Source organism: Bizionia sp., from assembly GCF_048259285.1.
GTDB lineage: Bacteria > Bacteroidota > Bacteroidia > Flavobacteriales > Flavobacteriaceae > Algorimicrobium > Algorimicrobium hallyeonense.
Map to the genome: position 1 here is coordinate 124,971 of NZ_JBLXHU010000002.1, position 12,711 is coordinate 137,681.

Below are 12,711 nucleotides of genomic sequence, written 5' to 3' on the forward strand. Positions count from 1 at the left end.
CTTGCTTAAGATTTTGGTCTTTTTAATATTTTTTTACTTTGAATGTTTTTTTTAATGGGATCTAGATCCAATTTAAAAAAACAACCATATATTCTCTACCTACAATAATCACACGCTCATTTCGGTTATAGATTTATTAGAAAGTGTTAGACTTACCAATAAACCAATACTCAATAAAACAGTACCAGCCATGTACGTTCGTGGGCCAATTAGCTCTGGTGTATGTGTATAATAATCGCGAATAAATGCAGCAACTTGAGGTCCCACAATTCCTCCTAGTGCCCATGCGGTTAAAATAACACCATAAATAACAGGCATAAGCTTCGCATGAAAAACATCCAATACGTAAGATGGCATAGCACCAAAACCGCCACCATAACAAAGCAAGACATAACAAACCAACGCCCCAAAAACCCATGGATTAACCGTGAATATCATGAATGTAAAAACCAATATTTGGGTACTCAAAATTAATCGGAATACTTGAATTCTTCCAATTTTATCTGATATTCCGCCCCAAAAGAAGCGCCCAATGCCATTAAACAATGAACTAATAGCTATTAGTGTTGCACCTGCCACAGCAAGAGACTCTGTACTTATTGAAGCATCTTGGATTCTAAATAAATCCTGAATCATAGGAGACTGCAAGCTAATAAACATTATTCCTGCCGAAATATTAAGAAAGAAAATAAGCCACATGCCTAAAAATTTTGTTGATAACAAACTTCTTGTAACTGTTAAATTATTTTCGTGATCTTGACTAATTGCGCTTTTTACGGGTGGCGTATAGTTTTTTGGCACAAATCCCGATGGTGGATTTTTCATACTTAATCCCGCGGGAATTCCAATGACCATTAGTACTATGGCAATGTAGAAAAACACGTGTACCATATTATCATTGGTCATGTTAATTAACAGAGGTGCAATTAGTTTTGACATGGCAAGTGCACCCAAACCAAAACCCATAACTACCATGCCCGTGATAAATCCTTTTTTGTCCGGGAACCATTTTGAAACGGTTGCCACGGGCGTAACATAACCTAATCCCAAACCAATCCCGCCAATCACTCCAAAACCTATGTAAAAAAGAGATAAACTACTAATATGCATAGCGTAAGCACTCATTAAATAGCCTAAACCATATAGAAAAGCTCCAAGAGAAGCCAACTTTTTGGGTCCATATTTTGGAAGAATTAGCCCTCCAACTGCAGCGGACAAACCTAGAAATAGAATAGCTAAACTAAAGATCCACATCGTTTGAACGTTGCTCCATCCATACTCGGAAATAATTGGCTTTTGAAAAAAACTCCATGCATAAACGGTTCCCAGTACGAGCTGAAGAAGCGTTCCCATAATTGCAATAAACCAACGATTTAAATAAAGGTTATTCATTAAATGAAGAATTTAGTTCTAAAATTAATTTCAGGTTTCAAATTACATAAACTTCCCTATGTTGGCTACTCTTTCTTATAATTTTCCAGTACATCGGTTAAAATTTTACGAAAATTATCACCTTACTCTGAAGCCACCTGTAATCTCACATATTTAATAGAACTATTTTAAATATGCAGAATACATCCAAACTAATTTTTCCTGCTCACTAATGTAATCGCTCATAAGTGCATTTGTTCCTTCATCTTCAGCATCTGCCGATAGTACCAGAAGTTCACGTTGCAGTGTGATGATAATTTTGAATGATTCAAGCGTGTCTTTCATATCTTGAATTCCATCCGCCTCTTCAGAACTTTCTTTGATTTTGGCTTCTTTCTGATAGATTGAGAATTTATGGTTTGGTGTGTGACCAAGGGTGCGAATTCGTTCAGCTACTTCATCAATTTTTATAAATTAATCTTCATAAAGTTCTTGAAATTTATCGTGTAACTCGAAAAATTTATCTCCTTTTATATTCCAATGATACCCTCTAACATTTTGATAAAATATGGAATAATCAGCCAAGAGTTCATTCAATTTATCTGCAAGTTTTTTGGACTTTTCCATGTCCAAACCAATTGGATTTAATTTCGTCATAATTATTGTTTTTAGATTTATAGTTTAATTAATTAGCGGTTGATATCAACCAATATTTTCACTTCTGAAGGGTCGTTAGTCAATGCCTCAAAGCCCTTTTCTACAATCTCGTCTAATGAGATGACGCTCGTAACCAGCTTTTCTACTGGTAATTTTCCGCTACTAATTAAAGCAATTACTTGAGGGAAAATATTACGATAGGGCTGTTCCAATAATGGTCAATTCTCTTAACGTTTGATTTAATGCATCATGCGTCACCTTTTTACCAAAAAGTGCAACCAAAACTGCTGTTCCTCCGTTGCGAAGACTATTTATTCCGGTATCAAATGAGGCTTGAGCTCCAGCGGCATCAATAAAAATATCCACACCATTCCCAGTCATTTTTCTAATTTTTTGAGGAATATCTTGATCTCTTGCGTCAAAAGTATGAGTCGCACCAACTTCTTTAGCTTTTTTCAACCTGTTCTCTGAAAGGTCTGAAACAAAGATTTGAGAAGCACCTGTAGCCACGGCAACTTGAACCGTTAATAAACCAATAGGACCTGCGCCTGCAATCAATACAGTGTCGCCCATTTTCATGCCACTTCGTTGTTTAGCATAGGTAGCAACGGCTGCTGGCTCAACAATAGCACCTTGCTCAAAAGTCATAGAGTCTGGCATTTTATGAACCATATAGTCTTCTGCTACTATGTATTTAGCAAAACCACCATTGGACGTTAATCCCACAAACCCTAGCGGTTCAGAAAGGTTGTATTCTCCAGTTGTAATAAACGGACTTTCAGGGTTTCTAAAAATTGGCTCTACTGTTACGCGATCCCCTTTTTTAATGTTTTTCACGTTTTTACCAACTTCTTCAACGACTCCAGAAAATTCGTGTCCAAGCGTTGTAGTTCCCTGATGGCCGTTAGGTGCATATGGTTCATCTACAGGAATTAATTGTGGACCATCTAAATATTCATGTAAATCCGATTCACAGATTCCTGTGAATTTCACGGCTATTTTTACTTGATTGTCTTTTGGTGTTGGAATTGAAGTTTCTTCTACTCTAATATCTTTTGCTGCATGCCAGCGCGCTGCTTTCATCGTCTTCATAGTCGTTAATTTAAATGTTAAGAATTTGTTCTTATTGTTAATCTATGACCTTGTCGTCATAAATCGTTTGATTCTAGCTTGTTTTAGGTGCTTCAAACGAAAATTTATTTCGGATCGACCTTCAAGGTTTCAATATCCCAACCAGCCAATTTTGCTCCAGCTTGATAGCTACTTTCCAAGAAACCTAAAATCTGTTGTTTCGGGTTATCACTTTTTAATAAATCGTTGTAAAGTAATAAAGCCATTGGGCTACCATTGGAATCTTGCCATTTGGCAGTATTAGGTTTCAACGGTTCTTTATCTATACCTTCTGGTGACGGATATGTATAAGAATAAAATGCAGGTTCTTTAATGGTATCATCTCCAAACCAGAATCCAAAACTTATCATTTCATGGGAATAAGCTTCCAATTCCACTTGAGATGAGGTGTTCATCTTTGGACCTCTTTTGCCTGAAAATCGTGAAACCACCAAATCAAAGTGATGCCAATAAATATGTACCGGACAGGTTTTGCTGTAAGATCTACCGCTAAATTCCTGAAAAACCATAGCAATTTGCAGTAAGATTTTCCAAGCTTTATGAACGGCCTCTTTATCGTAGGTATGGTGTTCTATGCATGTATCAAAAGGAATTTTATCAGAGAGGTCAAATGGTATTTCCAATATATCGAACGTGATATGGAGTTCTTTTAGAATAGCTTCCAATTTTTTTAAAAATCAGCTACTGAAAGTCCATCCTGCAATTTAAACGAACGCTGTTCTCCGTTACTTGTTGAAACATTCAGGGTATGGTTTATAAAATCAAACAATATTTCAAACGAAATATCATTAAAAGGAATCGCGCGTGTGGTAACGCCTCTTGTTGTGGTATACAATGTTAAGTGCCACCAGTGGTTCTTTTTCGGATTCAAAGACAGTCGCAATTTACCGACAATTTGAAAATAACGATGTAATGTTTCCTTGGTGTCTAGCCATTCTGATAATGGAAATGCTGGAAATACGGTTTGATTACTCATGGTTTTTTGGTTTAGTTATTAATGTTTTAAGTCTAATTTAATGGATTGTGCCATAAGCTTAAAGCTCATCATAACCTTTAAAATCTGGACTCACGATGCGTTTCCATTCCGGATGTTTTTTTATATATGCAAACACATAAGGACAAAAGGGAAGTAATGTAATTTTGTAATCATCAAGATAATGCAGTGTTTATTCCACCACAGCACTTGCTGCACCTTTTCCCGCTAACTCTGGATCGGTTTCGGTATGTATCAACGCAATTTTATTGCGAGGTTCTTTATAATCTATGAATGCGTAGTGACCATCAACTTCAATTTCGAAGCGTTTTTTTTCTTCGTTTTTAACTAATGGGATAGTATTATATTCAATTTTCATATTTATAATTTTAGAGTATTTAGATGTAAAATCTTTTTTATCGTGCTAATGGCTAAAACTATTCCTTCAAATATTTCATATTTGATTTTACCGTTTCAATCACATCAGCGACTTGGCCGTTCAGCATTAATTTTCCCATACTTGTAGCGAAGCCTTTTATTTGAATGAATTCAACTTTTGGAGGCATGGCCAAAGCGTCAGGATCTGTAAAAATGTTTATGAGCCTAACGTTTATTTTATGCTCAATGCGCCTGAAGGACATTTTGAAACTTGGTCTAGTAACGCCGCCGTACTGGCATTGTTAGGTTTAATCCAAGGCCTCTCTTTAGGGTTATAAACCTTTGGCAATGTTTTTACGCATATTCCTGCATGTATACATTTTTCAGGTTTCCATAAAATGGTTATCTCTCCGTTTGAATATTCGTTTGTTTTCATAATTTAGTGGTTTATAAATTTATTTAACGAGGGTCCAAATAGATCCATTTTTAGTTGAAAATTTCTCTAAATTACCTGTTTTAGAAAGTTGATTTAAAACCGCTTCACTTTCGGTTCGCGGTGTTCCTGAAAGTTCAGAATACTCTTTTGCCGTGAGTGAAGGGTAAATTGAGAAGAGAGATTCCCAGTTTTTACGATATTCACTTTTAGTAGCATTCGGATTTAATTTTAAAATCGCCATTTCATAAAAAGCATAGGGTCTGGTGCCATACACGGTTTCTTGGTTGCCAGCTTCATCAACAAAAAATATGGTTGGAAACCCTCGAACACCTAGTTTTCTTCCTAATTTTAAATCAGCTTCAAACAGCGTTTTGGCTTGGCCATCAAAATCCGTTTTTAATTGAGCCACGTCCAAACCTACATTGTCAGCTGCCATAGCCAAGTTTTCCCATTTAGCCATATTTTTCTTTTTCAAAAACATCAATTCTCTCATTTCCCGCATGTATAAAACGGCCTTCTCCTTATCTTGAAGTTGGGCTGCCTTAAACGCAATAGAGGATGGGTAAGATGAATCCATTGGGTCTTCCAACCAAAGGTCTCCATCTATAGGCATATCATAATGAACACTTACTTCGTCCCAATGACTGGCAACGTCTGAAGGACCACTTATTCCACCACTATTGTAATTCCAGTCTGGTAGTAAACCTCCCATTCTATAATCAATCTCCACAGCATTGCCGTATTCTAGTTTCAATTTACGTAATTGAGGTTCAATTCCCCAACAGGACGAACAAATTGGATCTGTGTAATACATTAGTTTTACAGATTTCTCTGTGGATTGCTAATTACTTTTAGTTGAAGTGTTTAATTCACCATCTGTTGTTTCACACATTCCAGTTTCGATATCGCATAAAAGTGGATTATTTTTTGATGTTTCGTTCGTCATGATTTTTGTTTTTAATAATTATCTTCAGTTAAAATATAGTCTAAATTCCTATTTATTAGCCGATTACTTCAAGTATAAGGAAAATAAGTGTATATTTAATACTTAATTCCTTTTAGAAAGTGGTTTCCTCAAGGAAACTACCTTAAGGCTATTTTATATTTAAATTAACGTTTTAACAATGAATAAAAAATCAATAATAAATAACACGCCTATTTGCCAAATTAGGATGCAAGCTATTAGCGACACGATGAGCATTTTATCTGGAAAATGGAAATTCCATATTTTAGGCACACTTATCGAAGGCAACAAAATGGGATTTATGGATTTGCAGCGTGAAATAAATGGCATTGGTAGTAAAATGCTTTCCAAAGAACTTCAAGATTTAGAACTAAACCACTTAATAAGCCGCACCGTTATGGATACAAAACCTATAACGGTTGCGTATGCTATTACTGAACATGGTGCAACACTTTCGCCTTTAATTAATGAACTAGCCAAATGGGGAATTGCATATCGAAAGTCCGTGCATGGTTCAAAATAAATTAACTATTAGATTTCACATAGGTCAGAATAGGCAATACGGATAGCTTTTCTGGTTATGGTTTTTAGCCTATCTCCTAATGTTGAAAGACTTTTGTGTTACGTTACCTCCTCGGAGGTTGCAAACTCTTCCATTCTAGTTATTAAATCGTTTTCAACCGTATAAATCTGAACCCATTTTTGTTTCAGCTCCCTTCCAGACCGTTTTACTTTTTGATGTTCCTTTCCTATTACCACAACCATATTATTTTCAACGATATATTGTTGAGGTTCAAAGTTGATAATTTCAGTACGTTCCATAATATTGGTGAAAAATGTTCTGACACCTTTTTTATGTTTAAAAGTTCCTGCCGGAATAATTTGTGTGCCATGATAAACCCATACCGTATCTTCTGATACTGTGGCAACAAATTTATCGGCATCGCCACTACTAAAGGCTTTAAACATATTTTCTACTACTGTTTTTGCTGAATTTTTCATGGTTTATTATTTTTCAATTTTAAAATACCTAGGTTAATTACGTCGAAGTTTACCTGAAAACAAATTACAGTTACTGTTTTGCAAATTGAAGGTGAATCACAATATTAACCTCCTTCCCAACGCCTGTAGCAGTAGGGTCATAATCAATATTATAGTCAAATCTATTTATCGTTGTTTCAGCTTTCATTCCTAATTTTTCACCTTGGTTGTTTTTCACTTTACCGCCATAATGAACATCAAAAACGACGTCTTTCGTCACACCTTTAATAGTTAGTTCTCCTTTTAAAATATATTGATTACTTTTTTCGGTAGCTGAAATTTTCGTGCTTTTAAAAGTCATTTCAGGATATTTTTCAACTTCAAAAAAATCAGCACTTCTTAAATGGTTATCTCTATCTTCTACATGGGTATTAATACTTTCAATCTTAACCGTAAAATCGAAATTTGCATCGTTGAGCGCATCTCCTTTTGTAGTTAAGCTTCCGGTATAATCTAAAAATTTCCCATTCACGATACTAATTCCAGAATGCGAAATGTTGAAATTTAATGAGGAATGATATGGATCTACAGTCCATTACGTTTGTGCGAAGGTGCTGATCGAAAAAAAGACCAAAGCAACTAATGTGATAATTTTCTTCATTTTAAGTGGTTTTAATTATTAGTAAAATTTCAACAGTAAATGGCTATTTCGAATTACTCGGAAGCGATAGTATGAACCCATTTTTCGAATGATTCCATAAAGCTCTTTAAGAAATCTTTAGTAGAATCATTTATTAGTTCGCCATTATCATCAAATAGATCGGCAGCATTACCAATATAAGCTTCAGGTTGCGCCATAGTAGGGGCATTAATAAACGTTAGTGATTGTCTTAAATGGTGGTTTGCGCCAAAACCACTTATTGCCCCAATGGAAACACTTACAATTGCCGCAGGTTTTCCATCCCATGAATTTTCTCCATAAGGTCGGGACCCTACGTCAATAGCATTTTTTAAAACAGCAGGCACCGAGCGGTTATATTCAGGGGTTAAAAATAACAGACCATCTGTATTTTGAATTTTTTTGCGTAACGCTACCCAGGCTTCAGGTGGATTTCCTTCTAAATCTTCATTAAACATAGGAAGACCAGATATGTCTAGTAGCTCTGTGGTTAAGGATTCTGGAGCTAGCTCCATAAGTGCTTTGGCTGTTTTTAAATTATAGGATTCCTTACGTAGACTTCCTACAATTACAGCAATTTTATATTTTTTCATAATTGGATGTTTTCTATTGCTATAAGATACCAAATTAGGAAGGATAAATGGGTGGCTTTACAGAACATTTAACAGTTGTCAAGCTGAAAGGTCAAATCTTTATTTTTCTGTTTAGAAAAGGAGCGTGTTTTTAATTAAATAGAATGAATTATATGGCAAGGACTCTATGATACCAATTAATAGTATTGGTTATTTAAACCTAATATCGGAACAATTTTCGTGTTAATTAATCTCTTCAGTGGAGTAATTTTTTACCTTTTTAATTTTATAATGCAAAATGATTGCTGACAACGATAAACAAATTACGGCAATAATACTCATGGCTATAACTGGCGCATAAATATGTGAAACACTAGCGTGGTTAAGATAAAGTATGCGAAAGGTTTTTAAATAATGCGTCAAAGGAATTAACTCGGCTATAAATTGGACCCAATTTGGCATCTGACTTAAAGGCCAAGTAAATCCGCTAAGTATAAAACTTGGCGTAGCTACTACCATTAAAACTTCAGTAGCTTTTAATTGATTAGGTAAAACAATACTCACCAATACACCTATGCCACATACGGCGAGAATAAAAACAAAGGTGCTTAAAGAAAAGGCCCAAAAAGCGCCACCTATTACCATATTATAATATTTAGAAAAGCCCCAGTATAGCAGGAGTATACCAACAGACATAATCATGTAAGGAATTATCTTTACAGCTAACATGCCTAGAGGATTTGGCATTTTTCTGACTAATTCTTCAAAAGTTCTATTTTCATATTCTGATGCAAAAGTAAGTGCTAAACCCAATAGTAAAATTTGCTGGAAAACTGTTAAAAGCACACCTGGCAACATAAAGTATAAATAATTTCCACTGCGTATGCTTTGCTTAATAATGGTTGTTTTAAAGGGTTCGTAATTTTGTGTTGCCACATATTCTGGAACACCCTTTTTCATTTGAGATTCGATTTGGATCCCTGCTTTTATGGTCATTGCTACACCATTTACCGCCATCAATGCCGTGTTAGAAGTTAGGGTGTTGGAGGCATCGACAAAAATGGTGATTTCGGGTAACTTATTTTGTTGAATTCCAGAGGTAAATCCTCTGGGAATATTTACTATTACTGAAGCGTCTTCATCTATTGCTTTGTTTTTTACATTAGTAAGGTCGGGAAAAACGCTAACAACCTGAATGCTTTCCGTTTCCTCAAGCATATCAATAAATTTCACACTCATGAGACTTTGATCCTGATCGACGACAATTATTGGTAAATCGGTTATTTTACCTTTTTGATAAACCGCACCAATTAGTATTCCATACAAAATAGGAGCTCCAATAAATAGCAGTCGCAATACGTTGTTGCTAAAAAAAAGCCTGAATTCTCGTTTAATTAAGTGTATAAATTTCTTCAAAACATATTATTTATTAAACTTTAAAGAAACCGAAGCTTTTGTAATCAAATCTTTAACCTTTTCTGGATTTGTAGGTTTTACTTCTACCTCAAATAAGGTTTGTTGCATGTCAAAGTCGGGATAAGCTGTTGCTATATTGGCATAAGAACTTAAAGCTTTAACGAGAGTTATCTGGCCATTAATAATTTCGGAATCCTTATAAAGAACTTCTATTTTAACGTTTTCTCCCCGTTTAATTTCGCCTAATTTGCTTTCTGCAATGGTAAAACGAAAATAAACGGATTGATTAATATAGCCACTTATAATTGGATACCCTGGTAAAGCAAGCTCGCCAATTTTTAAATTGATGGTTTCAATGGACATATCTTGAGGGGCTATTACATACTTTTCGCGTTCAGCGGCACCAACTTCTAGAATAGCTCCCGAGGCTTGTAACTGTTGCCCCAAAGCCATGCTTTGCTGTTCGGTCCGAGCACCATTTTTTGCTTCTTCCAATTCTGTTTTTGCAGCGTCATATTGATTTTTGGCACCTTGATATTTCGCGTAAACTTCATCAAACTGTTGTTGCGGTATTAGACTATCTTGCAACATTTTATTAAGTCTGTCTTTGGATTTATTGGCAAATTCAAATTGCTCTTTTAATCCGTTAACTTTGTTCTGTAATTGTTTTAGTTGCCCATCAGTTGCGCCCTTAATGGTCATTTGGTATTGCGCTTCTGCAGATTTTAAAACACCTTCCGCTTGCTGCTTTTTGGCATCAACTTCAGGAATATCTAAAATAGCCAGAGTGTCTCCTTTTTTAACGAAATCACCCTTTGATACCAATAGTGATTCCACGGTTCCTGGTATTTTAGTAACTACAGAAATTTGTTCCCTTTCAATTTTCCCCATAAAAGCTGGGTCTATTTTCTTATCTGAACAAGAAAATGAAACTACTATTACAAGTAGGAGTAAAACATTTTTAATTTTCATAACCGTTATAAATTTTGCCTAATAACTCACCTGTCGCTATTAAGAGTTCTAATGTTGCGTGTCGCTGATTTAGAATTTGGTTGTAATAATTCAAGTTTACTTTATAAAAATCATTTTCGGAGGCCAAACGCTCCGTTAAATCCACAAGACCGGCGTTGTATTGCTTGGTTGCCAATTGTAAGTTGTTTTCAGCTATTTGTACACGCTGTTTTGCCACTATAACTTTTTGTTCGGCTGTTTTAAAGTCAGATTTATTTTTAAACAACAACAATTCAAATTTCTCTCGTGTATCTTTTAATTTGGTGTCAATGATTTCAACTTCAATTTCAGCCTTCTGTGCACTTTTACTATTTTCTCCGCCTTTAAATAAATCCCATTTCATTCCAACGCCAACTGCTGCGGCTGGTTCTAGAGTTATGTTTTCCGTGTCTAAAGTTACATTACCTGCAAGTGGAACGTCTTTAAGCTTTAAGCGCGTGTCAAAAGCATTCAAATATGTTAGGTTTCCAAAAGCAAATATGGTGGGGAAATAAGTGCCTTTTTCTTTGTTATAAGCAAATTCTTTAGCCTTTTTTCCCGCTTCCAAAGCTTTTAATTCTGCGCGATTATCGACATCTAACGCATCTGTATCTATTAAGAAAGCCTGTAAGTTGTAAGTAATAGTTTTTAGTTCATTTGCCGGTATTCGGGTGAGATATGCCAGTTTGGCAAGCAAAACATTTCTATTGCCTATAGCTTCCAGCTTTTTTTCTTCTAGCTCTAAAACGGCTAATTTTATTTTATCACGATCATAAGGAATTGCCAAGCCGTTATCAATGGCTTTTAGAACTTTTTTATGCTCTGTATCCAATCGTTTTTCAGAATCTTCAATGAGTTTATCCACAGCATTTAATAGCATTAATTGATCAAAGGTTTGGATGACCTCTTTGGCAATTTCTTCCTTTCCAGCTTCGGCTAAAAACCGTTCGGCTTTTTGCTTTTCCTCTAATGCTTTAATGCCGCTGTTAATTTGATTTCCTGCAAAAATTATTTGTCGGGTAGATAAACCTCCCATTAAAACATGCGTTTGAAAACTAGAGGCTAATGGGTCTTCCAAAAAGGGTGTTCCGCTTATGGGTAAATATTGAGTGGGAAATTGTAGGCTTAATTGTGAGTACAAAAAGCCATAGCCACCCAAAAATGAAAGTGACGGTAGTCTTTTTCCTTTGGCGATTTCCATATCTAATTCCGTATTATTACTAGTCATTTCTTGAATGCGTATGTCTGCACTTCCAGTAATTGCTTTTCGGATAGGTTCTTTTAAAATGTCTTCTATAAAACTCTGGGCATATAATGGTGTACTTATTAAAAAAAGTGTTCCAAAAACCGAATAGAATAAATTTTTAGTCATGAAAATCTTATTGTAAGAGTTTACTAATTTAATATGCTTGCACTATAAGTTAGGGCTTTTTAACAGGTTGCTTTTTATGAATATTAAATTTATTTCATCTTAGATTTGTTAATCTATAGCTTCAAATATAAAAGAATGATCGGTCAGTACCTGGTAGTAAATTTTAATCAATACACTTGTAATTTGTAAGCAGTAATGGGTCCTAACTTGTACATGTTTGCCACAACCCAAGCAGCTCTGGGTGGTAAAGTTTTCAATTTGCCCCGAAAACCTACCACAAAAAAGGGCTGGCACTCGCTCCGATCATTCCGCCCGAAGGCTAAATTTTAATTTTTTAATTCTGTAAGCCAATTAATTTCTTGAATTTTACTGTCAATTTCTCTAAAAGATCGTCCTGTTTGATCCATTTCAACTTGTAGTTTTTTAATATCAATGGTTGCTTTAAGATTAGAGTCGCCGCTATTATTTATTTGTGCCGCATTTCTAATATTTCTTAACTTTTCAGAAAGCATTTTTAAAGAATCACGTTTGGCTAGCGCTTCCATTAAAATGCCTTCACCTTCCACAACCGTATCATTATTGGTTTTATTAATCCGAATTATTATCGCTTCCAAGTCGGTTATGGCTTTTCGTAATTGCGCCAATAATTTAATAGGATCTTCCTGGGGAAGCTTATCATCGGAAACGATTAAAACAGGTCTAATTCTATTTTGAAGCTGCTCTATTTTCTTCATTAAATCAGCTCTTAATAAAAGCGCTTCAGCAAGTTTCATTTTTTTATTTTCTTCTAA

General features: G+C 35.2%; 11 protein-coding genes and 4 pseudogenes. 1 reads left to right on the plus strand and 14 read right to left on the minus strand.

All coding sequences use genetic code 11. From position 1 onward, the window contains the following. Positions 1–108 precede the first annotated feature (108 nt). The 7 genes and pseudogenes from ACN0QX_RS01560 to ACN0QX_RS01590 form a co-directional block, all read right to left on the minus strand. Entirely contained in the window at positions 109–1,392 is a 1,284-nt protein-coding gene (locus ACN0QX_RS01560) for an OFA family MFS transporter (protein WP_417195154.1), read from the minus strand. 162 nt (positions 1,393–1,554) lie between these two features. Further along, positions 1,555–2,028 (minus strand): annotated as a pseudogene (locus ACN0QX_RS01565) (Dps family protein). A 192-nt stretch (positions 2,029–2,220) separates the two neighbouring features. Then, positions 2,221–3,120 carry a 2,3-butanediol dehydrogenase gene (locus ACN0QX_RS01570; protein WP_417195155.1) on the minus strand — a complete coding sequence of 300 codons (900 nt, stop codon included), beginning with the start codon at positions 3,118–3,120 and terminating at the stop codon, positions 2,221–2,223. A 104-nt stretch (positions 3,121–3,224) separates the two neighbouring features. Beyond that, a pseudogene (locus ACN0QX_RS01575) lies at positions 3,225–4,135 on the minus strand (DUF5996 family protein). A gap of 58 nt (positions 4,136–4,193) precedes the next feature. After that, positions 4,194–4,511, minus strand: a pseudogene (locus ACN0QX_RS01580) (GNAT family N-acetyltransferase). 231 nt (positions 4,512–4,742) lie between these two features. Beyond that, positions 4,743–4,946: a (4Fe-4S)-binding protein gene (locus ACN0QX_RS01585; protein ID WP_417195157.1), complete on the minus strand. Its 204-nt coding sequence runs from the start codon at positions 4,944–4,946 to the stop codon at positions 4,743–4,745. Between the two features lie 19 nt (positions 4,947–4,965). Next, positions 4,966–5,760, minus strand: coding sequence for a DsbA family protein (locus tag ACN0QX_RS01590; protein WP_417195159.1), 795 nt, complete (start codon positions 5,758–5,760; stop codon positions 4,966–4,968). A 310-nt stretch (positions 5,761–6,070) separates the two neighbouring features. On the opposite strand from ACN0QX_RS01590, the gene ACN0QX_RS01595 reads away from it, so the two are divergent. Further along, positions 6,071–6,433 carry a winged helix-turn-helix transcriptional regulator gene (locus ACN0QX_RS01595; protein WP_376858048.1) on the plus strand — a complete coding sequence of 121 codons (363 nt, stop codon included), beginning with the start codon at positions 6,071–6,073 and terminating at the stop codon, positions 6,431–6,433. 98 nt (positions 6,434–6,531) lie between these two features. On the opposite strand, the gene ACN0QX_RS01600 is transcribed toward ACN0QX_RS01595, so the two are convergent. From ACN0QX_RS01600 to ACN0QX_RS01630, 7 genes and pseudogenes are all read right to left on the minus strand, one after another. Next, positions 6,532–6,912, minus strand: a complete 381-nt coding sequence (locus ACN0QX_RS01600) for a nuclear transport factor 2 family protein (protein WP_417195162.1) — start codon at positions 6,910–6,912, stop codon at positions 6,532–6,534. A gap of 70 nt (positions 6,913–6,982) precedes the next feature. Further along, positions 6,983–7,474, minus strand: a pseudogene (locus tag ACN0QX_RS01605) (YceI family protein); the annotation flags it as partial. Positions 7,475–7,605: 131 nt separating this feature from the next. Further along, entirely contained in the window at positions 7,606–8,166 is a 561-nt protein-coding gene (locus ACN0QX_RS01610) for an NADPH-dependent FMN reductase (RefSeq protein ID WP_417195235.1), read from the minus strand. A 219-nt stretch (positions 8,167–8,385) separates the two neighbouring features. Further along, a complete protein-coding gene (locus ACN0QX_RS01615) occupies positions 8,386–9,558 on the minus strand; it encodes an ABC transporter permease (RefSeq protein ID WP_417195163.1) in 1,173 nt (390 codons plus the stop codon). 6 nt (positions 9,559–9,564) lie between these two features. After that, positions 9,565–10,530: an HlyD family secretion protein gene (locus ACN0QX_RS01620; RefSeq protein WP_417195165.1), complete on the minus strand. Its 966-nt coding sequence runs from the start codon at positions 10,528–10,530 to the stop codon at positions 9,565–9,567. Next, positions 10,520–11,920, minus strand: coding sequence for a TolC family protein (locus ACN0QX_RS01625; protein WP_417195167.1), 1,401 nt, complete (start codon positions 11,918–11,920; stop codon positions 10,520–10,522). The genes ACN0QX_RS01620 and ACN0QX_RS01625 overlap by 11 nt, the downstream gene beginning before the upstream one ends. 326 nt (positions 11,921–12,246) lie before the next feature. Next, positions 12,247–12,693 (minus strand): DIP1984 family protein, encoded by a 447-nt coding sequence (locus ACN0QX_RS01630; protein ID WP_417195169.1) that lies wholly within the window; start codon positions 12,691–12,693, stop codon positions 12,247–12,249. Positions 12,694–12,711: the final 18 nt, after the last annotated feature.

Coding starts and splice junctions, on each gene's coding strand:
- ACN0QX_RS01570 (WP_417195155.1), bottom strand. CDS start 3,120: ATGAAGACGATGAAAGCAGCGCGCTGGCATGCAGCAAAAGATATTAGA.
- ACN0QX_RS01590 (WP_417195159.1), bottom strand. CDS start 5,760: ATGTATTACACAGATCCAATTTGTTCGTCCTGTTGGGGAATTGAACCT.
- ACN0QX_RS01600 (WP_417195162.1), bottom strand. CDS start 6,912: ATGAAAAATTCAGCAAAAACAGTAGTAGAAAATATGTTTAAAGCCTTT.
- ACN0QX_RS01560 (WP_417195154.1), bottom strand. CDS start 1,392: ATGAATAACCTTTATTTAAATCGTTGGTTTATTGCAATTATGGGAACG.
- ACN0QX_RS01620 (WP_417195165.1), bottom strand. CDS start 10,530: ATGAAAATTAAAAATGTTTTACTCCTACTTGTAATAGTAGTTTCATTT.
- ACN0QX_RS01595 (WP_376858048.1), top strand. CDS start 6,071: ATGAATAAAAAATCAATAATAAATAACACGCCTATTTGCCAAATTAGG.
- ACN0QX_RS01585 (WP_417195157.1), bottom strand. CDS start 4,946: ATGAAAACAAACGAATATTCAAACGGAGAGATAACCATTTTATGGAAA.
- ACN0QX_RS01625 (WP_417195167.1), bottom strand. CDS start 11,920: ATGACTAAAAATTTATTCTATTCGGTTTTTGGAACACTTTTTTTAATA.
- ACN0QX_RS01630 (WP_417195169.1), bottom strand. CDS start 12,693: ATGAAACTTGCTGAAGCGCTTTTATTAAGAGCTGATTTAATGAAGAAA.